Here is a 20,565-nt window from a genome sequence, read left to right as displayed (position 1 = left end):
ATGATTTGTTTTATTGATTATTATCCTATCCAACTTCATGAAATATGTCAAGAGATTATTTTTTTAAAATTCGAAATTAACTTTCCTCTTACTTTATTTTTATTTCGAGGTTAACTGTTTTTATTTACTTCCATTTAAAGGATGATTTAAACCTTGTTAATTTCAATTGAATTAGCCAATATTAACTTTAGTAAGCAAACATGCCTCTTCAGCGTGGAATGTTGAAAGCATAAAATGAAGGCGGGATAGAAGATTCATGGAACATATTGAACGATTAAGCCAAAAACAACAAAAGGCAGCAAAGAAAAAGCAATCGGCGGCAGGCCAAAAGAAACAAAGCGAAATAGCTAAACAAAAGTGGGCAATCGTCTCGCTGTCTTCCATTCCTTTAGTGATGACTTTAGGTAATTCAATGTTGATTCCTGTACTACCTTCTATGGAAAAAGAATTATCCATTACCTCCTTTCAAACCAGTATGATTATTACTGTTTATTCTATTGTTGCCATTTTTCTAATTCCAGTTGCCGGATATATTTCAGATCATATCGGCAGGAAAAAAGTGATTATCCCAAGTCTGCTAATTGCGGCGATTGGAGGCCTAATTTCCTGGTGGGCTGCATGGAAATTAACGGATGCATATTGGCTCATTTTAGTCGGCCGGGCCCTTCAGGGAGTAGGGGCCGCAGGGGCCATGCCCATTGTACTTCCCTTAGTAGGAGACATGTTTAAAAGTGAAGACGATGTTAGCAGCTGTTTAGGACTAATTGAAACGTCTAATACGTTGGGAAAAGTTTTAAGCCCGATACTCGGAGCCTTTCTTGCCGGATTTATCTGGTATTTACCATTTTTTTCAATTCCGGTATTTTGTGTCATTTCGGTTATCTTAATGATCTTTCTCGTTAAATGTCCTAAAAGTAATGAAGAACCCATTCCTTTCAAGCAATTTTTTACAAATGTAAAGAAAACCTTTACTGAAAAAGGACGTTGGCTGTATGCCATCTTTTTTATTGGTGGTATTCTTATGCTTGTCCTGTTTGGAATTTTGTTTTACCTGTCCGAAACGTTCGAAAAAGAATATGGGATTAAGGATCTCAAAAAAGGTTTCTTTTTAGCATTACCACTTGGTGCACTTTGTTTAGCCTCTTTTATTAGCGGAAAGATTATTAAAAAGAATAAAGTCCTAATGAAACGGATCACCTTGATCAGTATTATTGTCGCAGCTATCTCAATTGGTGCACTCTGGTTTTCGATTAAGCTTTGGTATATGATAACGATGTTTTTGATTACCGGAATTGGGATTGGGTTAAGCCTTCCATGTTTAGATGCGTTAATTACCGAAGGCATCGAGAAAAAAGAACGCGGAACAATTTCCTCGATTTACAGTTCAATGCGCTTTATTGGGGTTGCAGTAGGTCCTCCACTAATTGCAGTGTTAATGAAATACGCTAACCATTGGATTTTTATTGTTCTAAGCGGCCTCAGTATTATCGCCGCAGTGGTAACAGTGTTTGCGATAAAACCAAAAGCCGAAGCCTAGAAAAGTGCTGGGAATAACCTCAGCACTTTTTGTTTTTTAAGCAAAATGCTGTACAAAAAAGGTAGCAGCTATGATATAATTTAAGTGTTCTTATTTGAAAATGCGGGTGTGGTTTAATGGTAGAATTTCAGCTTCCCAAGCTGACGGCGGGGGTTCGATTCCCCTCACCCGCTCCATACGGAGAAGTACCCAAGTGGTTATAAGGGGGCGCACTCGAAATGCGTTAGGACGGGTAACCGTTGCGTGAGTTCGAATCTCATCTTCTCCTCCATCCTTACAGTCTTAACACTTTTAGCAAGTGTTTTTATTTTGTTCATACATAGGAAAAAAAAGAGGCTGACCCAACAGGTGGAAGCGACGAGGAGGCTCCCCGTACCGCCCCCGAACCGCTCGCGCCTGGAGCGGAAATCAACAGACAAGATTAATGTATAAAAAGAAAAGGAGGTGCCCCTAAAAGTTATACTTTTGGGACACCTCCTTCTTTTTCTAAATAGTACTAAGGAATTAACCATTCTGAATTCCGATTTTGACAAATTGGGCAGGTGTCTGCTTTTAGTTGGAATGTAGAGAATCGTTTCCCGCAAGTTTTGCATTCACGCATCATAAACGGGTAGTAATTATGTTGTTTTCTTGTCATTTTCTGTTTAATTTCTAAAGCGCCTTTCGGGCAGATATCCGTACAATCACAACAGTTTACACACTTTTCATTGTCAATCCGTAATGAAAAATCCTCTAAAGTAAATACCTTTTGAGAACAGAAGGAAAAGCATACTTGACAAAATGTACATTTGCCAAAGTCTAATTCCACCTGATAGAATTGATAGTCAGAATAATAACGGGTTATCTTCCATTCGTTTGTTTCCAACTTCCAAGCCGCAGGTGCCATAGATTTTGCTAACTGTTTACCCTCTGTTTGTAAAGAAGTTAAAAAGGCTCTTCTCGACACCCCCTCATCTTTTCGAATTTCCTTTATTTTAATAGGGCTTTCTTCAAGCTGCTGCAGGATTTTGTTGGCATCATTAAGAACATTCATCCAATCTTGATTAAGAGGGATTGTACTGGACTTAATGGTGTTTACCCCTCTCTTTTTGTAAATAAGCAATTCCTTTACCTTTGGAATATAGGACTCATGATAGACCATACTATCCTTTTCATATTCCCTGGAAGCTAAGATACCTTCTATAGCAGAAAGTGGACAGGCAACCATACACTCTCCGCATGAATTACATTTCTCTCTATCTATTCCTATGGATGTCGAAGTAATGGCAAGCGCATCTAAGTGACAGGCATCAATACATATCCTGCAAGTGGAGCGAAGGTGTTTCTCCCTGGAACAACTTTTGGTTATCTTGGCATCCACATGCATGCTTTCAAGCCAATTAACAAGTAGCGACAAATTATCACCTGCTGAATTTTATGTTAACTGCTGGACATCCTTGCATCCTTATGCGGTCCAATAACAAGGTTTGGATGTGTAATGGTATCACTGGGCATCCCTTTAATTTGACTTACGCTGCCATATTTTTTTCGAAGCTCTTCAATTGAGCCAAATTCAATTGCCCTCATTGGACAGGCATCCACACATACAGGATCATCGCCTTTTTCCTGTAGATCCATACAGAAATCACATTTATTCGATTTAAATACCTTTTTGTTGTATTGAGGAGACCCGTATGGACAAGCCTTAATGCATAATTGCGCCCCTTGACATACATCCTGGTCAATTGTAACAACACCGTTTTGTTTATTCTTTACGATTGCACCGGTCGGACAGCTTGGAATGCAGGCAGCATTCTTACAATGATTACATGAAATAGAAAAATAAAACGCTTTTATATTTGGAAGCATCCCCTTATTGAGCTGTTCCATATAGGTGCCTTCTTCATATGTGTAAACCCTGCGGAAATTGATGCCAACGTCAAGGTTATTTTTATCTTTACAGGCGACTGTACATGCCTTACAACCTGTACAGTGACTTTGATTAATATAAAATCCCAGCTGATTCAAATGCCTCACTCCCTATGCTTTTTTAACTTCAATAAGGTTTGATAACTGCGGATTAGCCTTTGCCAGTGCCGTCGGCCTCTGTGAAGTCAGAACATTTACAGAGCCTCGTTGATCAATTCCGTTTTTATCAGGAGTATACCAGGCGCCTTGAGGAATTCCAGCAACTCCAGGCGTAATTCTTGAGGTGACCTTTACATCAATGACAAGTGATCCGCGATCATTAAATACTTGTACACGATCCCCATTTTTTTTCCCCCGTTTTTCTGCGTCCTTTGGATTTAACCACATCTCTTGCTTGGCTGCTTCCTCAAGCCATTCTTGATTATCGTAGGTAGAGTGGCAGCGGCGCTTATAATGCCAGCTAATCAGCTGAAGTGGATACTTCTTAATAAGCGGGTCTTCTGGTCCTTCCCACGCAGAAATGTACTTAGCGATAGCAGGTATTTCATCATGCTGATTCATATCCCATAAGGCTTTTGAAAACAACTCAATTTTCCCGGAAGGAGTTTCGAATGGATTATTTTCAAGGTCATCAATTTGCTTTTTAAAACCTACAAGCGGCTCATTGTATTTAAAGTGATGAACTCCTTTATTCCGGAACTCTTCAAAGGTCGGGAAATTGGGATCAAGTTCTTGTTTGGTCCTCTTGACGCTTTCCTTTACTAAATCTAGAATGGACTTTCCTGCTGTAAACTGATCCTTTAGTCCCAGTTTTTCAGCAATATCTGCAAACACCTCATATTCATTTCGGCATTCATAGAGTGGATCAATGGTCTTATCACCGAAGACTACATAATCTCCAAAACACCATGGTACACCAATATCATAGCGTTCAAAGAAGGTCGTTCCCGGTAATAAAATGTCCGCATATTTTGCACTTGGAGTCATAAAGAGATCGCTGACAACAATAAACTCGACTTTACTTTCGTCCTCAATCAGTTTTCGTGTTTTATTGATATCGGCATGCTGGTTGATCAGCATGTTACCCGCCATATTAAAGATCATTTTAATATTTGTTTTTAATTTATCCGTTCCTTGTAAGCCATCGGCAGCAGTCATTTCTGTCCCCTTTTCTACCGCAGTAGTCCAGAGGAAACATGGAATGGAAGCTTTAACTGGGTTTTCATCAAAGAATGGATAAACAATGTTACTGCGGCTCCAATATCCAGTCCCAGCTGCCCAGCCACCCAGTGTACCAACATTTCCTGTTAAACAGGCCAATTGTGCGCCGCAGCGCATGAATTGTTCTCCAAATGCTTGACGCTGTGCAGCCCAACCTTGAATCAATGCAGCAGGTTTTGTTTGAGCATAATCACGGGCTATTTCGCGAATTTTATTAGCGGGTACGCCACAAATCTTTTCGGCCCATTCAGGAGTTTTAGGTACGCCATCGTTTTTCCCAAGTAAATAACTTTTTAGTGATTCATCTTTCGATACACAGTCAGGCATATGATTCTCATCAAACCCGAGACAGTATTTATCAAGGAACGCCTGGTCGTGAAGTTGTTCAGTAATAATTACATACCCCATCGCATCCATCATCGCAGTATCTGTTGTTGGAAGAATGGGTAACCACTCATCAGCAAAAGCAATGGCAGTATCGGTATATCTAGGATCAATTACGACTATTTTCGCCCCGTTCTTCTTTGCTTGCATTAAATATTAACGATACGGTGTGGAGAAAATCATTTCAGAAGGGTTTTGCCCCCATAAAATTATATATTTGGAATGGAGCAAAGAATCAAAGCTGCTTCCCGAGTTATTTGTTCCATAAGTATAAGGGGTGGCAACATTACCTGCACCAGAACTGTAGTCATTACGGGAATTCAAATACCCTCCAGTTAAGGCTAAAAGTTTTTTGGCAGCACTCACTCCGCCATGTAACCCCCAACATTGACCTGATGCATAGTTAACATATCTAGATTCAGGGCCATATGTTTCGCCAATATTTTTTACTTGTGCAGCAATAGATTCAATCGCCTCCTCCCAAGAGATCCTCTCAAATTTCCCTTCTCCCCGTTTACCTACTCGTTTCATCGGGTATTTTAGACGATCAGGATGATAAAGCATGTTCCGGTAGTTTCTTCCTCTGATACATGCCCTTAGGGGAGGATTTTTGAGGTCTCCACCCTCTTTGGTATCTGTACTAACTCTGACCACGACCCCATCTTTTACATGGGCTTTAATGATACAACGTCCTCCACAGTTATTAACACTGCAGGTTGAAATAATCGTCTCTGTGCTTTCTTCTTTAGCACTTACTGGTTTAGTTTCTTCGCTACGGTCGACAAGCATCTTTGTCCCTATTCCACCAGCAATAACTGGTATACCAATTGCGCTTGACCATTTTAAAAAGGTTCGTCTCTGCATTTTATTTGTTAACAAGTTCTTTAAGTGGTTTTCAGACATTTTCTAATGCCTCCTCTATTTCCAATAAAGATGTCAAATCAAAGTTTAAAAAGTCTACAAGAAGCATGGCAGCTCCTAGGTATAGACGGCTAGTGGTATGATCGATTACCCTTTTACAAAATTCGGGAATCCAAATGGTTAGGTGCTCTTTGAGAAAATGAATTTGACTTGAAATCAGTTCCTGAATCTTTTCAGTTTCTGAAGCTTGCAGACTAAGCTCGATCAGAAAAATCATAAACTCAAATTCAAGTAGTAAATGATCATCAGGCTCTTTATTCTCTCGGATAGATTGGAGCCCGAATTGGTGATATATCTCTCTTATCTGGAGTGTCCATTCTTCAAATAAAAGACGGTCCTTGCTTCGATAATACGACTCCCATGGAGGAGCCACTAATGCTCCTGGACCAATAAATAACCGGCAGTACTCTTCTCTTTCAGTATCCACCTTCTCTTTTGTATGGACATCTTCAAAAAAGTCAGCGAGAATTCTCCCGCCTTCAAGGAGTTCTTTTAATTCAGAAAACTTTCTCTCATGCAACAATAAATCGTGCTTGGCTGGTTCTAAGAATAAAGTATGGAGAATTTGGTAAAAATTTTTTCTGGCTAATAAAAATGGGTATAATTGAATATGTATGGTATCTTTTGTTGTTGTCATGGCCTCTCTCCTCATTTGTGAAATGTTGACACCTGCTTCCTTGATTTGTAAGCCCTTATATATTAATCTTACCGTAATCTTCTGTAGTTCAGTTGACTTTGTGCAATTATTCACATTATATTCAAAATCCTTGCTGTTGCAGTAACCAATATCACTTTTTGGGTTATCCCTGAAAATGTGTATAATAAAAGAGTCATTAAACAAGAAAAGGATGATAGGGTTGAACATTACAGGCCACGAAGTGGAAAAATTAGAAGATCCATTTGGGTTACTATCTGGAGAGCGCTATGAGTTTTTTCTAGAGCTCGAAGTCGATGAGGAGGATGAATTGTATTCTGGAAAAGGTGTCGGTTTAAAGTGTATTTTTGTACACGATGAAAGCGGAGATAAAATAACCAGCTATCACTTTTTTGAACGCGGGACTGAAAAGGTACTTGATTTTGAATTAGAGGAAGATGAAGAAGAGTTAGTCCTATCTTACTGTAAGAAATATACAAGAGAAAACGAATAAAAGCAGGGAGTTATAAGCTCCCTGCTTTCTTGCTCTTTACATGAAATTTTTACTATGGTTATGAATCACTTGCAGTTCTTTCGTTGATTGCCTCATTTCACTTTTGCAAATTGGGCAAAGTGGAACTTCACTGCTTTTAAAATTATCCCGAACCCAGCACTTACAAGTTTCAGAGGTACATTCCCAAATCTTTGTTTCTTCTAATTTAATTTCTTCTTCATTTTTTCTGCCAAACGCCAAAACGATCACTCCTTATAGGTAGTTATGACTGTTTTTAAACCATCGCTTAAAACGGCATCCCCAACTATTATTCTAGTAATTCTAAATACATAAAAAAGTGAAGCTTTGCCATTTTTGCATCACCGTTTTACTTTTTGTTGACCATTTTACAAAATAAAAAAGACGTATCCTACACGTTAGGTAAAAGAGCTTCCCCCACTTTCGTGCAGCTACGACCACTTAAATCAGATAATACCGAAACATTAAAACATAAATAAATTTTAACATAATTTTTAATCCAAGTCAATTTTTGGATCAATTTCAAATAGTAAAAAAAGACCAAGTTAAAAAACCCTGGTCCTTCACTTTATTATTCAAGACTGCATCAGTAGCTAGGCTTCTTTTTTTACTTTCGATGGGGCCTTTTTTCTAGGCACTGCAGCTGCTTTTTTTGGTTTCGTTTTCTCAGTTGTTGAAGCCTTCAGTGCAGGGGTTGTTGTTTTATTTGGTTTCGTCCGATCGATGGACGCTTGTAAGGCGGCCATTAGGTCTGTAACATTTGATGCCACTTCTCTAGTAGCTGCGGTTACTGTTTCCTGCCCCGTCCGTTTTGACTCAATTAGTTCTAATAATGCGGTACGATATTCATCAGTATATTTTTCAGGCTCAAACTTGGTAGTTAACTGATCAATCAGTAATATCGCTGTTTCTAATTCTCTTTCCGTTACTTTATTCTCTGACGGAACATTGGGAACATCTCCAGATTTACGGACCTCATCGGGATAATGAATCGTTTCCATCACCAATGTATTTTCATATACGCGAATAACCGCAAGCTGTTCCTTAGAGCGAATAATAATTTTAGCAAGCCCAACCTTTTGGGACTCTTGCAATGCCTTTCGCAGTAAGGAGTATGCCTTACTGCCGCCCTCATTCGGAGACATATAGTACGTTCGATCAAAATAAATCGGGTCAATCTCTTCAATTTTAACGAAATCAATGATTTCTACAGCCTTTTCTTCATTTTCTTTGCGCAGCTTTTCTAATTCTTCATTATCAAGAACGACAAACTTACCTTTTGTATACTCGTAAGCTTTTACAATATCCTCAGGTTTTACCTCTTCTTCACAGACAGTACAAATTTTTTCATATTTAATGGGAGCATGGCATTTATTGTGCAAGGTACGAAGCTTTATATCCTTGTCTTCCGTTGCGGTATGGAGCTTGATGGGGATGTTTACAAGTCCAAAACTAATACTGCCTTTCCACATCGTATGCATAGGTATTCTCCATTCTTTTTGTTTTTATTTTGCGGTAAATTACCTTCTTCATTCCTTAAAAGATTTGGAAAAGGATGAAGTGAAATTAATTGAAGCAAAATAAGAGAAAAAGAAAGGAAACGTACCCATGAAGCCGATGCTGCCCAGTTTAACCTTTGATCTTCCCGTACGGCCTGATTGGCAATACGAGGTGAAATATGATGGTTTTCGTGCCATGTTAACCTGGAATCAAAAGGGGATTGAACTAATAAGCAGGAATGGAAAGAATTTATTACCTCAATTTCCGGAAATCAAACAGTTCCTATTGCAATATGAAACCCAATTTAAACCCTATTTACCGTTGCAATTAGATGGTGAACTTGTTTATTTGGAAAACACACATAAAGCAAATTTTTCTGCCATTCAGGTAAGAGGGCGACTAAAATCCGAAAAAAAAATTGAAGAGCAAGCAGCTCGTTTCCCCTGCCGTCTTATGGTTTTTGATCTATTGTTGATTAAAGGAAAAGAGCTGTTTACTGAACCCTTTTATAAAAGAAAAGATGAGCTGGGAGAATTATTCCGAACGGCTGGTTTAAAGCTGACATCTGATCCGAATAACGATCAACTGCTGCAATTCGTAAAACCCCATGATGATTTTAATAAATTATGGGAAAAAGTGGTTTTATATGATGGAGAAGGCATTATTGCTAAATCTAAAAATAGTCTTTGGGAGGAAGGAAAACGTACGCAGCAATGGCTAAAGTATAAAAACTGGAAATATGTCAGCTGCTTTATTACCTCCTATGAAAAAACGAATGGCTATTTTTATATCGGTGTTTATCAAGATAAAGAAATATTTTCCATTGGCCAAGTTCTTTTTGGCTTTAAACCCGAAGAAAAGAATGCCTTGAAGGAAACGATAAAACAGAACATGATTAAAGAGGACGATCAATTTATTTATGTTGAACCAGCTATCTGCCTTGAAGTGAAATACTTAGAACTTTATGACAATCAACTGCGTGAACCTCATTTTGACCGCTTTCGCTTTGATTTACAACCTGCTGATTGTACATATGATCGCTTTATGTTTGCTCAAAAAAATCTGCCTCAAGAGTTGGAAATAACCCATCCAGATAAACCCTTATGGGAAAAGTTCAATATTCAGAAGGCTGATTATATCCTATACTTACGAGAAGTTTCACCATTTATGCTGCCCTTTTTAAAGGAACGGCTCTTAACAGTTATTCGTTATCCACATGGAATGTTTGGAGAGGCTTTTTATCAAAAAAATTGTCCGGATTATGCACCTGAATTTGTACAGACAAAAGAGGCAGAAGGAATTAATTACATTGTGTGCAATAATCTCAAAACCCTTGTGTGGCTTGGAAATCAACTTGCAATTGAGTTCCATATCCCTTTTCAAACCATCAATAGCCTGGGACCTAGTGAAATCGTTTTTGATCTGGATCCGCCATCTAAAGACGCATTTCACTTAGCCGTCAAAGCAGCTCTATTGATTAAAGAAGTATTGGACCAATTAAATCTAATTGGTTTTATAAAAACCTCAGGCAATAAAGGTTTACAAATTTACCTTCCTTTGCCGGAAAATGTCTATACCTACGACGATACACGCTTATTCACCAGCTTTATTGCGGAATATTTGATCTCGAAGGATCCCGATTCCTTCACGATTGAACGGATGAAAAAAAATCGCAATAACAGGTTGTATGTTGATTATGTACAGCATTCTGAAGGGAAAACGATTGTTGCTCCCTACTCGATGAGGGGAAACGACCATGCAGGTGTCGCTACCCCTCTTTATTGGGAGGAAGTGAATAACAAACTAGAATTATTTCCCTTTAATATGGAGAATGCACTTAAACGAATCCGCAGTCAAGGTGACCCTTTTATGGACTATTTTCAAACAAAGCAACTGCAGCCCTTTACTCCGGTCCTTGAGTTTTTAAAAAACACCAGTAAAAAAAGGATAAGGTGATCTACCTTATCCTTAAAGTGATTGTTCTATTTTTCCCTGCGCGACTACTTGGAGCTTTTCATAGGTCTCTTGTTCTGTAAAATTGGTTCTTGATGAAACAGAAAAGGTTTTTTCATTTAAAGTTAACTGGATTTTAGCATGATAAAGATAGGTGGCATTTCCAATTAGATCAATTGTATAGGTATCCTCGATTTTATGAACCACACATTGGACTTTACCGCCATTATTATAAACGTTGATGACCTTTTCATAGTCATTTAAATCGGTTAAGCAAGTGACCAATGAAGATGCAGACATTGCTGTACCACAGGCATTTGTAAAACCTACTCCGCGCTCAAAGGTGCGGACGTAAATAGAGCCTCTTTCGAGCGGCTTTACAAAGCTAACATTTACCCCATCCGGGAATAAATCATTGGGACCATTCACTTTTTCACTAAGTTGTTTTTGGAGATTATTTTTAAGCTGCTCAGATTCTACCATCGCAATCAAATGCGGGTTGGGTACCGCAACAGCGGTAAACCTTAAATCATCTGAAAGCTCCTTAATTCTTTCGTTAAAAAGAGTCGGTTTATTTAGGTTTAAAGGGAGCGCCTTAAGCTCAAACAGGACCGGCGAGATCTCAACCTGGTAGGTGTGAACTTGAGGATATATGTCCTCTTGTCTTCTTACCTTTAGATTTGCTTTCATTGTTTCAATAACCGCCTGATTAATTCCTTGCAGTTCACAGATATATCTGGCTACAAGGCGGAGGCCATTTCCACACATTGATGCTTCAGAACCGTCGGCATTAAAGACACGCATTCTTCCATCCGCTTGCTCACTTTTCATAATAAACAGAATTCCATCGGCTCCGAGCCCGGAGTCACGGTTACACAATACCTTAGCAAGATTTGCTCTATCTTCTTCCGAAAACATATAGTCATTTGAAATTTCATCGATGAGGAGAAAATCATTTCCTGATCCATGACCTTTAATTAACTCAATTTGCACAACTTTTACCCCCAAAAATCAAACTTAAATCCATCATATCAAACATTATTATGGAAGGAAACTGTCTTGTATTATCTCTCAATAAAGTATTCGTTAATTAATATCGACATTCTAAGCAGTCTGTCCTCTTCAGAAAGGTCTTCTGTAAGTGATAGTACCGGTGTATTCGGCTCTGGAAATAAAGGGCTCCATTCAATCGGCATCCACCCTCTCCTCAGCCGCCCTACCTCTTTAAGACCACAATCATAAACGAGTTCATCCATAAAGAAAGAAGATCCTTCTACCTCTCCTATAAACCTTCCTTTACGGTCAAACAGCACCTTTTTAGCTTTCCGCAAACCGATATTCTTTTTTTCAAATCTGCCTAAATAGGCCCGATTTCTATCAAAAACATTAATCCTTACCATTTTTCTTCCTTTTAGTTTAAAATATCCCAATACTTGGTCTTCTCTATTGTATATAGCATAAGTTCTCGACGGCTTTAACCTCTCGACCCCAGTTCCCCGAAACTTTTTTATTTGCCCAGCCATATGACCATTGGGAAAATAGATGAACAATCTTGAAGAGTGAGAGTTCCTGTAAAGTATTAATAGATGACGGGCTTTAAAAATGGACATCGAAATATCCCTAGAAGCATGCATATTGCGTTTAATCGTGATAGATTGGTTCATTCTAAATAGATAGACTTGAAAACTAATCAGGCTATAAATCATAAATGGAAGCACAAATAGCATGATTTCCCTTTGCTTAAAAACAGAAAGATTTCCTACTATGATAATAGTGGTCGGAACCAGAGCGGCAATACTACCATTTAAGTTCATATTAGCTGAATCCCGGTAATATTCATTTATTTTCATCCAGATAACCCCTTATCAATTCCTCTACTAATAGTTTATTTAATAGGATTAAAAAAAATGATAGAAGTTTTTAAAAAGTAAAAGGAGAGTCTGCTAGACTCTCCTCATACCTTCTAAATAAGAATTAATTTTATCCATCGATGCCTTTGCATCCCGGTAGCCTTGGCTATATAACTCTGCAAGCCTTTGTGAATTTCTTTCCATTCGCCCCACTTTTAATGGCTCCGATGGACGAATAATCAGCACATTACCTGCAGCTTCCTCTTTTTCTAAATAATCCAGGGTATCGTTATAAACTTGATACCTTGTCCTTAATGATTGCTGTAACCCTTTGTAATCCGGGTACTTTCTGTCTACAAGGAAGTGAAATTTTGATGGTTTTTTTAAATAACCTTTATTTCTAGTTAAAATGACAATATTTTTTTTAAAACCATCACTTTGCGCTTTTTTGATAGGGATAGGATCACTTATCCCTCCATCTAGTAAAATTTTATCTTGGTACCGGATTTCCGGAGCGATAAACGGCAGCGAGCTTGATGCCCTTAGTACGGTTAGCAAGTCTTTCCCATAATCCTGCTTTTTAAAGTACACAGGCATACCGGTTAAACAATCAGTTGTCCCGACCACAAATTCGACAGGGCTGCTATAAAAAACATCATAATGGTAAGGCACATGTTGATTAGGGATTTCATCAAAAATAAAATCCATTCCAAAAAACTGTCTGTTCTTGAAGTAATTTCTCCATGATATATATCTTGGGTCACTAGCATATTCAACTGTTACCGTTTTATTTCTGCCTTTTTGCTTTGATAAATATGACGCAGCATTACAGGCTCCCGCAGAAACACCGATAACATAAGGAAAAAACAAGTCCTGTTCTAAAAAATATTCCAGGATCCCGGCAGTATAAACCCCACGCATCCCGCCACCTTCTAAAACTAATCCTGTTTGGTTTAACAAACTGCCTCACCCCTTTTAAAAATAAAAAATACACCTCTCCTATTATAGAATATGCGCTAACGTTAGCAAACAAAAAGCACTTTTGTAATTTTGACAAAACGTATGGGATAATAGCCAAAAACCCGACAAATCTTTTTGCCGGGTTCTCATTCTGCTTAATGTTATTTTATTACTCTAAATATCCATGGGAATCGGTATTCTTTTCCTTCATAGGCTTTAACTGCTGCTATAATGCTAAAAATAAGTGCTGCAATCCCTAATGCCCATAATAGAAAAATACCAATAATTACGATTGTCAAGATACCTGCCACAACGGAATAGACAAAATAAGAAATAAAAAAGTTAAAGTACTCTTTTCCATGAACATCAATAAATGTAGACTCTTCCTTTTTTAGTAACCAAATAATCAGTGGTGCTATAATAGGAAAAAACAAGCTTAGGACATACATACCTGCCGCTAATAGCCTTTCTTCACTCTTTACCATTTCATCTTCCCCCATTGAATAAATTTTTCTTTACGCTAATATTTACGCTCCGTCACTTTAAAGGTTTCGTGATTTTGAAATAAATCCGCATAAGAAAATTTTTTTAACTGACTTTTCCTGTGACACATATGTTGCTAAAATAGATAAAATATTATTAACAACATAAAGAAAGGTATTACTATGGATAAAATACTTTTGAAAAATGCGACTATTTATCCGGTTACCTCCAAACCGGCAAAATACACCGATATCCTTATCGAAAATGGCAAGATTAAAAAAATCGGCAGGAATTTAAAGTCAGATTTGACGGTAAAAATTATCGACTGTTCGGACGCTTATTTATTTCCTGGTTTTATTGATGTTCATACCCACCTAGGTTTATATGACGAAGGGACTGGCTGGGCCGGTAATGACGCCAATGAAACAGTTGAAGCCCTTACCCCCCATATCCGAGCGATAGATGGAGTATATCCATTAGATCAGGCTTTCAGTGATGCAATTAAAAGCGGAATTACAACGGTTCATGTGATGCCAGGGAGTGCAAACGTAATTGGTGGTACCACTTCCGTTATTAAAACAACTGGGAAAAATATCAAGAAAATGATAGTCAAGGAGATAGCAGGGTTAAAAATAGCCTTAGGGGAAAATCCAAAGAGGATCCACAGCCATGGTAATAGTGATTCGATTACTAGAATGGGGATCATGGGAATGCTTAGGGAAGCTTTCTACAAAGCGATCCATACGGATACTCCTGAAGATCTTCGAATTGCACCACTTGTAAGGGCGTTAAAAAGGGAAATACCGGTTCGAATCCATGCGCACCGTGCGGATGATATTATTACGGCCCTGCGTTTTGCGGAAGAATTCCAGCTTGATTTGCGTATTGAACACTGTACGGAAGGACATTTGATTGCCAATGAATTAGCTGGACATAATCTAAAGGTTTCTGTAGGCCCAACACTAACAAGAAGGTCAAAAGTAGAATTAAAGAATAAAACGTGGAAAACGTATGAAATACTTACTAATCACGGCTTGGAGGTTTCAATTACAACTGACCATCCGTATACACCAATCCAATACTTAAATATTTGCGCGAGCCTTGCCGTCCGAGAAGGGTTACCTGAACAAAAAGCCATTGAAGGAATTACCATTCTTCCCGCAAGAAACCTAAAAATTGACGATCGAGTTGGCAGTATTGAGGAAGGGAAGGATGCCGATTTAGTCCTCTGGACCCATCATCCTTTTCATTATTTAGCGAAGCCTAAATGGACAATGATTGGCGGTGAAATTGTTTATTCGGAAGGCTAATAAAGTGTAGAAAATTGGTAAAAAATATTAGCGAAGAACCGCAAAAAGCCTATTTCTTTTTTTCAATTTTTCTTGTATTATACTCTAAGTAAATGATTTTGGAACTGATTGATTCGGGGGTTTATGAGCAGAATCATGTAACAAAAAAAATGATATAGGGAAGGCAAATGGTGCGCCACCAGTTTACTGGTTCTAGTGGGTTCGATTCCCACCCCGAAATTTTTTACGCAATTCTATAAAAAATTTCGAGGGTGGACCGCTTCTTTACACATGGGATCGGAATGCCCTAATGGAGGGATTTTCATGTTAAAAAAACGTGATCTTCATGAGAGCCACACACTGTACGAGTTAATGACGCATCCAGATGTCTTCCCTTTTGTACGTCAAAAAGCTGACTCATATGAAGAATTTTTATTTATGACGAAACAAACAATTGAGGCGGAAGAACGGGGTGAATTAATTTCACGTACGATTCTCGATGAATGGGGCAACCCAATCGGTACCATCAATTTGTTTGACATCCAAGATAACGCTGGCTTCTTAGGGACTTGGCTTGGCAAACCCTACCATGGGAAAGGGTATAACAGCCCTGCTAAGGAAGCATTTTTCAACGAACTCTTTTATGAAGCCGGGATTGAGACTATTTTTATGCGGATTAGAAAGGTTAATATTCGTTCAATCAAAGCCGCTGAAAAACTTTCCTATGTTGTGAAGGCAAACGAAACAAGAGCCTCTCTTTACGCGCAATTAAATGCCAACGAACCTGTTTATGACTTATATGAAATACCAAAAGACCTATATACCTTCCATCTGTTACGTATCGGAACAGAGGAAACAGATTCTAAGTTATTAGAAGCCTAAAAAAAGCAATCGGTCAGCCGATTGCTTTTCATTTTTTATAAAAATCATTATTCAAATGCATCTTGGTTATTGTTCACTTCACTATTTCCCATATGGAGCAAAAATTCGTCTAATTCCTCATTTGTTAACGTTTCAAAGCGACCATCATGAAAAAAAACCTGGGTTTGATTTGGATTAATTCGGTTCATGTTAAAACTCATAATATTCTTTGCTCCTTTCATAGATGAATAAATTCTAGTATCTACAAAAGCTGCCATATCCATTCATAAAATCAAACTGTTCAAAAACTTTAGAACTTAATTACTTTTTACGGTCTTAATGCCTTCCCGAGGACATCAACCCCGCCAGTTACCGGTATGATACTTCCTGTAATAAAATCAGATCTCTCATCAATTAAAAACTGGATAACACGTGCGATATCTTCACCCGTTCCCTGTCTTCCCACCGAGTTCTTTTCACTGTTTAATGAGATGGCTTCTTTAATGGTTTTTTCCTTCCACTCATTTGTAATATCTCCAGGACAAATCATATTTGCGGTAATTCCATGCTCCTTTTCTTCCATCGCAATCGTTCTAGTTAAGGATGCTAAACCAGTCTTAGCAGCAGCAAAGGCAGACCGAAAAATCCAGCCCGGTGCGGTTTCAACCCGATCAAATCCTAACGTAATAATTCTCCCCCAGTTTTGTTTCCTCATTACAGGGAGTATCAATTTGGACAAATAAAACACCGCTGTTAAATTACCTTGAATTAAATAATCCCATTCCTCAAAAGAGTAATCTGTCAGTTTTTTTCGTTCATGTATGTATGGACCAGCATTATGAACTAAGACATCTATGCCCGAATAGGCTAAAAGAGTCTCATTCACAATGCGGACACAATCCTCTCTGTCGGCAACATCACCTTGGATGGCGATATTTTTCGTCCCGTAATGATCATTTAATTGCTTAGCTAAGAAAACTGCCTCTGACTCACTTTTTCGATAGTTGATCACAAGTTGATACCCATTTTCCGCAAGCAGTTCTGCCGTTTTTTTGCCGATACCAGAAGCTCCGCCAGTAATCAAAGCCGTTTTCTTGTTCACAATCATTACCTCTCTATTAAAAGAATTCTCTCTTTATATATATGTTAAAAAGAAATGTTTATATATGCAAATTTTATCTCCTCCCCCTTTTTATGGGGATAGGAAGTTTTAATAACGAATGGGCGAGTAGTTGCATATGATACGGATAACAACAATAAAGGATGTGACAGGATGCAGACTGTAATTAATATCTTCAGCCTGAAAATCAACAGTGTTTCTAACAACGGGTCTGTCAACATCGGTGAAGCCCTTCATAATGCACATACAGCTAATTCGAAATCCCAAGGTCAAAATTCATCCTATGGAGATTTTGCACCGCCGACTGCGGCCATGGAGAATGTTTTTATTGATCCAGATATAAATGACATGGGTGATATCGCAAATCCATCGAATGTCTTTAGTAATTCGAGATAAAGGACTGAAAAAAATGCCTTTTCAGATAAACATTTTTAATATCAAGACGAATTCTATAGCTAACAATGCAAATATTTCTTTAGGGCCATCCGTTCAGAATAGCCATACCGCCAACCAAAAATGGGTAGGATCAAATTTTGCCTTAGGGGATTTATCTCCTTCGAGCTCTTTTTCTTTAAATGGCTTCGGTGACACAGATATTAGCGACCAAGACCAAATTGCGAATCCATCCTCACCAATTGCAAATCAATTTTAGTGTTTAGAGAGGTTGAAAGAAAATGTTTCCTTGGAATATGTTTCCTTTTACAAAAGATATGAAAGATTCATTACAAAAAATGAAACCAGATGAGATAAATAATTACGTTCAGGATCTTATTGGTAAAATTATGCCCAACAACATGGGTGGTATGACGAATCCTCAAGATTTATTCAGCAACTTTCAAAGATCTGATACAAAACAAAGGTCAGCCAATGCTTTGAATTCCACCGCCTTTGAGACACATGATTATGTCTTTGTAAGAATACCAATTCGTAACGAAGAATGGCTGAACCAGCTTCGGCTCTACCATACTTCAAATCAGCTTATTGTTGAACATATTCCCGATCGAGAGGATTCTAATACGATCACTCTTCCTGCTATTGTTAAAAAGAAAGGCGGCACGGCAAATTATAAAGATGGAATTCTGGAAATAAAAATTCCTAAAAATATTGATATGCAATATTCACAAATCGACGTGACAGAAATTCTGTAGACGTTGATTTTTTTTGCATGTTTCCGATAATTACAAATAAGATTAACTAAAGGAAGCTATCCCGGTTCGGTTTGTGAATAATCCAATTCTGAATAGAGGGTTTTTATGCAATTCTTCTTTCGCTTGTTTACTTCAAATAAAACTTTTACAAAGAAAATATCGGAATTGGAAAACAAGATTTCATCACTTGAATCAAAAATAAATGACGTCAACACAGAGGTAAAATCCATTAATGTCCCTACAGCAAAAAAAGAAAAGGACAGTCCTCCAACTGTTCAAATTAACCATCTCCAGGTTGATCAAATCGTGATTGAACATTTAGATTATGCAAATAATTTTGGCCAAGTAGGTATAAAGGAGTTATCAGGAAGGCTGAACATTGGTTCAACATATGAAGGAGATATATCCGAAAAAGTAAATGAAATTGTCAAACAGAAACTAGGCAAGGAAGCAACCGTAAATATCAAGGCAAAAAAAGAAGAGTAAACACAAACTTAATCTCTTTTTAACTAGTAAAGACAGCCAAATGGCTGTCTTATTCTGTGTTAGTATCCGGATGACTAATTATTTCTTTAGATCATCCATTTTCATGCCGTCCATTGAGTGATCAGATGAGTTCTCTTCTTTCTCACTTGGTGCCCCAACTGTAAACTCCTTCTTCGGCATGTTATGCATATCCCTTGCAGTTACATGTGAGATAATGTAATAAGTACCCTCTTGTTGGAATGTTTTTTCTAACCGATAAATACCATCTTCTGAGTGTTTAACAGCAACTTTCTCATGATTTGTATCTTTTGACCGCCAGACCTCAAAGGTCACTTCCGCATCATTGATTTTTTCCTTTCCTTGTGTAACTTTTGCCTCAAATGTAATTGGTTTATTTGGTTCGCCCGGATTAGGATTCACGGATAAATTTACATCCACCATTTTCGGCATATCACCTGTATTCTCCTCTTGCTTGCTGCAAGAAACAACTAACCCTAAAAACAGCATGACAATTAACATAAGGACTAGCTTTTTCAAAGTATTTCTCCCCTAACATAGTTCGTTCTTTTATAGATTTTCGACCTTCACTAGCCATTGTTACATATTTACCAATATTTTTGCAAAAAATAATGGTTAACAATAATATGAAAGGAGAAACCTATGTCAACTCCATACAAATGTCCTAATTGTAAAACAAACCGGAGTCGATTTAATATTATTCAACAAGTCTCTCAATCAGTTAAGCTCGACCCTCAATCAGGCGATGTCATTCACGAATATGGTGAGAATGAGCTTGAACCATTTCATCTCCGTTATAATGGACCTGAATACCGAGTTCAATGCGGTGCCTGTGGCTTAATTGAGGATGAGCTGACCTTCATCAAGTTTGGCGAACAGCGTTAAATTTTATTTAAAAACACCTTTAGCGATTCTAAAGGTGTTTTTGTTTATTAGAAATTATTTTCTTTTAAAAATGGCTTGGAATCCACTTTCCAAGCATCTGCTGGAGAAAAACGAATTAAATGAATTTCCCCCCGAAACGTTTGCCTTCCTACATCCTTAATGTACCAATCGATTACAGCAGGCACATCTAAACTTAATTCTTCGGTTAGATCTTCAGGTGGCAGCTGCTCTAGTCTTGATATCCGAACGTTTTCAACTTTGTCGAGAATGGGAAACCATTTAACTGTTTGCAGTGAAGTTTTCGAGACTATGGTTGAATCTTGCTGTTTAAAGCCCACAATATAAGCCTTGATTACCTGATAGGGATCTGCCTTTGCCAGGTAATGATTTAATTGGCCTGATGCCTTATAGATCATCAGCATATGCGATAAGTCCATAGAATTGGTTCGATGGGTGGTGCTGCCGTAGAAATGAATGCAAAAATGCCCTGGAAAATTATTCTTCAATGCCCCCCCTCCATGAGGCATTCCATGCATGGATGCAGCGATTTTCTGCCTTTTATGAATTACATAAATAGCCCGCCGCTTCCAGCTCCATTTTCCTCCATAGATATTTTTCATTATTTTTGTATCCTTCGCGGTTAAAGGCTGTACATCAGCATGTTGACTTCCGGCTCGTCTTTGTACCTTAAACCTTTTTCCTGTTTCCATATCTTGAACAACAAACTTCGAGTATTTAGGTAATAACTGATTGACTCTTTTCCAGTCTGGCATTTCTATATTATTTTTTTTCTCACTTGCTGCATCTACCCCATATCCATTTAGGAGGATTTGGATAACTACTAAGAAAAAACAAACTGCCTTCTTCACTTATGC

At 38.0% G+C, this 20,565-nt stretch carries 23 protein-coding genes, 2 tRNA genes, 1 pseudogene and 1 other annotated feature (1 of these 27 only partly in view); of the genes and pseudogenes, 12 read left to right on the top strand and 14 right to left on the bottom strand.

Annotated features, from left to right (window positions below; all coding sequences use genetic code 11):
* Nucleotides 1-2: a binding site (T-box leader), on the bottom strand; it reaches 248 nt to the left of the window's first position.
* Nucleotides 3-256: 254 nt separating this feature from the next.
* From ACZ9EE_RS26215 to ACZ9EE_RS26205, 3 genes are all read left to right on the top strand, one after another.
* Complete coding sequence (locus tag ACZ9EE_RS26215) at nt 257-1,537, top strand: MFS transporter (protein ID WP_476031533.1); 1,281 nt, start codon at nt 257-259, stop codon at nt 1,535-1,537.
* Nucleotides 1,538-1,639: 102 nt separating this feature from the next.
* Nucleotides 1,640-1,713 (top strand) — tRNA-Gly (locus ACZ9EE_RS26210).
* 3 nt (nt 1,714-1,716) lie between these two features.
* Nucleotides 1,717-1,808, top strand: a tRNA-Ser gene (locus ACZ9EE_RS26205).
* A 225-nt stretch (nt 1,809-2,033) separates the two neighbouring features.
* Here the strand turns inward: ACZ9EE_RS26205 and ACZ9EE_RS26200 are convergent.
* From ACZ9EE_RS26200 to ACZ9EE_RS26185, 4 genes and pseudogenes are all read right to left on the bottom strand, one after another.
* Nucleotides 2,034-2,933 (bottom strand): 4Fe-4S binding protein, encoded by a 900-nt coding sequence (locus ACZ9EE_RS26200; RefSeq protein ID WP_476031532.1) that lies wholly within the window; start codon nt 2,931-2,933, stop codon nt 2,034-2,036.
* Nucleotides 2,934-2,956: 23 nt separating this feature from the next.
* Nucleotides 2,957-3,553 (bottom strand): DMSO/selenate family reductase complex B subunit, encoded by a 597-nt coding sequence (locus ACZ9EE_RS26195; RefSeq protein WP_476031531.1) that lies wholly within the window; start codon nt 3,551-3,553, stop codon nt 2,957-2,959.
* Between the two features lie 3 nt (nt 3,554-3,556).
* Nucleotides 3,557-5,839: pseudogene (locus tag ACZ9EE_RS26190) on the bottom strand (DMSO/selenate family reductase complex A subunit).
* 106 nt (nt 5,840-5,945) lie between these two features.
* Nucleotides 5,946-6,608, bottom strand: coding sequence for a TorD/DmsD family molecular chaperone (locus ACZ9EE_RS26185; protein ID WP_476031530.1), 663 nt, complete (start codon nt 6,606-6,608; stop codon nt 5,946-5,948).
* Between the two features lie 211 nt (nt 6,609-6,819).
* Between ACZ9EE_RS26185 and ACZ9EE_RS26180 the strand changes: the two genes are divergently transcribed.
* Complete coding sequence (locus ACZ9EE_RS26180; RefSeq protein WP_476031529.1) at nt 6,820-7,119, top strand: DUF6509 family protein; 300 nt, start codon at nt 6,820-6,822, stop codon at nt 7,117-7,119.
* Between the two features lie 36 nt (nt 7,120-7,155).
* Here the strand turns inward: ACZ9EE_RS26180 and ACZ9EE_RS26175 are convergent, their stop codons facing one another.
* Nucleotides 7,156-7,359: a cold-shock protein gene (locus ACZ9EE_RS26175; protein ID WP_235740070.1), complete on the bottom strand. Its 204-nt coding sequence runs from the start codon at nt 7,357-7,359 to the stop codon at nt 7,156-7,158.
* A gap of 371 nt (nt 7,360-7,730) precedes the next feature.
* Nucleotides 7,731-8,618: a non-homologous end joining protein Ku gene (ku, locus tag ACZ9EE_RS26170; RefSeq protein WP_476031528.1), complete on the bottom strand. Its 888-nt coding sequence runs from the start codon at nt 8,616-8,618 to the stop codon at nt 7,731-7,733.
* 127 nt (nt 8,619-8,745) lie between these two features.
* Here ku and ACZ9EE_RS26165 point away from each other — a divergent pair, with 127 nt between their 5' ends.
* Entirely contained in the window at nt 8,746-10,593 is a 1,848-nt protein-coding gene (locus tag ACZ9EE_RS26165) for a DNA ligase D (protein ID WP_476031527.1), read from the top strand.
* Between the two features lie 12 nt (nt 10,594-10,605).
* On the opposite strand, the gene dapF is transcribed toward ACZ9EE_RS26165, so the two are convergent.
* The 4 genes from dapF to ACZ9EE_RS26145 all read right to left on the bottom strand — a co-directional run bounded on the left by dapF (nt 10,606) and on the right by ACZ9EE_RS26145 (nt 13,885).
* Complete coding sequence (gene dapF / locus ACZ9EE_RS26160) at nt 10,606-11,583, bottom strand: diaminopimelate epimerase (protein ID WP_476031526.1); 978 nt, start codon at nt 11,581-11,583, stop codon at nt 10,606-10,608.
* Nucleotides 11,584-11,654: 71 nt separating this feature from the next.
* Nucleotides 11,655-12,440 (bottom strand): hypothetical protein, encoded by a 786-nt coding sequence (locus ACZ9EE_RS26155; RefSeq protein WP_476031525.1) that lies wholly within the window; start codon nt 12,438-12,440, stop codon nt 11,655-11,657.
* A 93-nt stretch (nt 12,441-12,533) separates the two neighbouring features.
* Nucleotides 12,534-13,400: a patatin-like phospholipase family protein gene (locus tag ACZ9EE_RS26150; RefSeq protein WP_476031524.1), complete on the bottom strand. Its 867-nt coding sequence runs from the start codon at nt 13,398-13,400 to the stop codon at nt 12,534-12,536.
* Between the two features lie 161 nt (nt 13,401-13,561).
* Nucleotides 13,562-13,885: a DUF4870 domain-containing protein gene (locus ACZ9EE_RS26145; protein ID WP_476031523.1), complete on the bottom strand. Its 324-nt coding sequence runs from the start codon at nt 13,883-13,885 to the stop codon at nt 13,562-13,564.
* Between the two features lie 180 nt (nt 13,886-14,065).
* On the opposite strand from ACZ9EE_RS26145, the gene ACZ9EE_RS26140 reads away from it, so the two are divergent.
* On the top strand, nt 14,066-15,193 hold the full coding sequence (locus ACZ9EE_RS26140; protein ID WP_476031522.1) for an amidohydrolase: 1,128 nt from the start codon (nt 14,066-14,068) through the stop codon (nt 15,191-15,193).
* 303 nt (nt 15,194-15,496) lie between these two features.
* Entirely contained in the window at nt 15,497-16,054 is a 558-nt protein-coding gene (locus tag ACZ9EE_RS26135) for a GNAT family N-acetyltransferase (RefSeq protein WP_476031521.1), read from the top strand.
* Nucleotides 16,055-16,101: 47 nt separating this feature from the next.
* Here the strand turns inward: ACZ9EE_RS26135 and ACZ9EE_RS26130 are convergent, their stop codons facing one another.
* Both ACZ9EE_RS26130 and ACZ9EE_RS26125 read right to left on the bottom strand, forming a co-directional pair.
* On the bottom strand, nt 16,102-16,317 hold the full coding sequence (locus ACZ9EE_RS26130) for a hypothetical protein (protein WP_476031520.1): 216 nt from the start codon (nt 16,315-16,317) through the stop codon (nt 16,102-16,104).
* Between the two features lie 44 nt (nt 16,318-16,361).
* A complete protein-coding gene (locus tag ACZ9EE_RS26125) occupies nt 16,362-17,135 on the bottom strand; it encodes an SDR family oxidoreductase (RefSeq protein ID WP_476031519.1) in 774 nt (257 codons plus the stop codon).
* 171 nt (nt 17,136-17,306) lie between these two features.
* Between ACZ9EE_RS26125 and ACZ9EE_RS26120 the strand changes: the two genes are divergently transcribed.
* The 4 genes from ACZ9EE_RS26120 (at nt 17,307) to ACZ9EE_RS26105 (ending at nt 18,787) form a co-directional block, all read left to right on the top strand.
* Nucleotides 17,307-17,549 (top strand): spore germination protein, encoded by a 243-nt coding sequence (locus ACZ9EE_RS26120; protein WP_144562888.1) that lies wholly within the window; start codon nt 17,307-17,309, stop codon nt 17,547-17,549.
* A 13-nt stretch (nt 17,550-17,562) separates the two neighbouring features.
* The gene (locus ACZ9EE_RS26115) at nt 17,563-17,805 is read left to right on the top strand and encodes a spore germination protein (protein WP_335468845.1); all 243 of its coding nucleotides are present in this window, start codon (nt 17,563-17,565) and stop codon (nt 17,803-17,805) included.
* Between the two features lie 22 nt (nt 17,806-17,827).
* Nucleotides 17,828-18,301 carry an Hsp20/alpha crystallin family protein gene (locus tag ACZ9EE_RS26110; RefSeq protein WP_476031518.1) on the top strand — a complete coding sequence of 158 codons (474 nt, stop codon included), beginning with the start codon at nt 17,828-17,830 and terminating at the stop codon, nt 18,299-18,301.
* A gap of 105 nt (nt 18,302-18,406) precedes the next feature.
* On the top strand, nt 18,407-18,787 hold the full coding sequence (locus ACZ9EE_RS26105; RefSeq protein ID WP_476031517.1) for a hypothetical protein: 381 nt from the start codon (nt 18,407-18,409) through the stop codon (nt 18,785-18,787).
* Between the two features lie 78 nt (nt 18,788-18,865).
* Here ACZ9EE_RS26105 and ACZ9EE_RS26100 read toward each other — a convergent pair whose 3' ends face one another.
* On the bottom strand, nt 18,866-19,324 hold the full coding sequence (locus ACZ9EE_RS26100) for a FixH family protein (protein WP_476031516.1): 459 nt from the start codon (nt 19,322-19,324) through the stop codon (nt 18,866-18,868).
* 123 nt (nt 19,325-19,447) lie between these two features.
* On the opposite strand from ACZ9EE_RS26100, the gene ACZ9EE_RS26095 reads away from it, so the two are divergent.
* Nucleotides 19,448-19,690 carry a DNA alkylation repair protein gene (locus tag ACZ9EE_RS26095; RefSeq protein ID WP_476031515.1) on the top strand — a complete coding sequence of 81 codons (243 nt, stop codon included), beginning with the start codon at nt 19,448-19,450 and terminating at the stop codon, nt 19,688-19,690.
* A 47-nt stretch (nt 19,691-19,737) separates the two neighbouring features.
* Here the strand turns inward: ACZ9EE_RS26095 and ACZ9EE_RS26090 are convergent, their stop codons facing one another.
* Complete coding sequence (locus ACZ9EE_RS26090; protein WP_476031514.1) at nt 19,738-20,559, bottom strand: hypothetical protein; 822 nt, start codon at nt 20,557-20,559, stop codon at nt 19,738-19,740.
* Nucleotides 20,560-20,565 lie beyond the last annotated feature (6 nt).

It is taken from the genome of Bacillus sp. URHA0034 (genome assembly GCF_056280405.1).
This window is presented reverse-complemented; position numbering and strand designations above follow the sequence as displayed.

Bases quoted from the DNA above. Each gene is read 5' to 3' on its own strand.
- ku (WP_476031528.1), bottom strand. From the start codon at position 8,618: ATGCATACGATGTGGAAAGGCAGTATTAGTTTTGGACTTGTAAACATC.
- ACZ9EE_RS26120 (WP_144562888.1), top strand. From the start codon at position 17,307: ATGCAGACTGTAATTAATATCTTCAGCCTGAAAATCAACAGTGTTTCT.
- ACZ9EE_RS26145 (WP_476031523.1), bottom strand. From the start codon at position 13,885: ATGGTAAAGAGTGAAGAAAGGCTATTAGCGGCAGGTATGTATGTCCTA.
- ACZ9EE_RS26185 (WP_476031530.1), bottom strand. From the start codon at position 6,608: ATGACAACAACAAAAGATACCATACATATTCAATTATACCCATTTTTA.
- ACZ9EE_RS26115 (WP_335468845.1), top strand. From the start codon at position 17,563: ATGCCTTTTCAGATAAACATTTTTAATATCAAGACGAATTCTATAGCT.
- ACZ9EE_RS26105 (WP_476031517.1), top strand. From the start codon at position 18,407: ATGCAATTCTTCTTTCGCTTGTTTACTTCAAATAAAACTTTTACAAAG.
- ACZ9EE_RS26140 (WP_476031522.1), top strand. From the start codon at position 14,066: ATGGATAAAATACTTTTGAAAAATGCGACTATTTATCCGGTTACCTCC.
- ACZ9EE_RS26165 (WP_476031527.1), top strand. From the start codon at position 8,746: ATGAAGCCGATGCTGCCCAGTTTAACCTTTGATCTTCCCGTACGGCCT.
- ACZ9EE_RS26155 (WP_476031525.1), bottom strand. From the start codon at position 12,440: ATGAAAATAAATGAATATTACCGGGATTCAGCTAATATGAACTTAAAT.
- ACZ9EE_RS26180 (WP_476031529.1), top strand. From the start codon at position 6,820: ATGATAGGGTTGAACATTACAGGCCACGAAGTGGAAAAATTAGAAGAT.
- ACZ9EE_RS26110 (WP_476031518.1), top strand. From the start codon at position 17,828: ATGTTTCCTTGGAATATGTTTCCTTTTACAAAAGATATGAAAGATTCA.
- ACZ9EE_RS26215 (WP_476031533.1), top strand. From the start codon at position 257: ATGGAACATATTGAACGATTAAGCCAAAAACAACAAAAGGCAGCAAAG.
- ACZ9EE_RS26130 (WP_476031520.1), bottom strand. From the start codon at position 16,317: ATGGATATGGCAGCTTTTGTAGATACTAGAATTTATTCATCTATGAAA.
- ACZ9EE_RS26135 (WP_476031521.1), top strand. From the start codon at position 15,497: ATGTTAAAAAAACGTGATCTTCATGAGAGCCACACACTGTACGAGTTA.
- ACZ9EE_RS26095 (WP_476031515.1), top strand. From the start codon at position 19,448: ATGTCAACTCCATACAAATGTCCTAATTGTAAAACAAACCGGAGTCGA.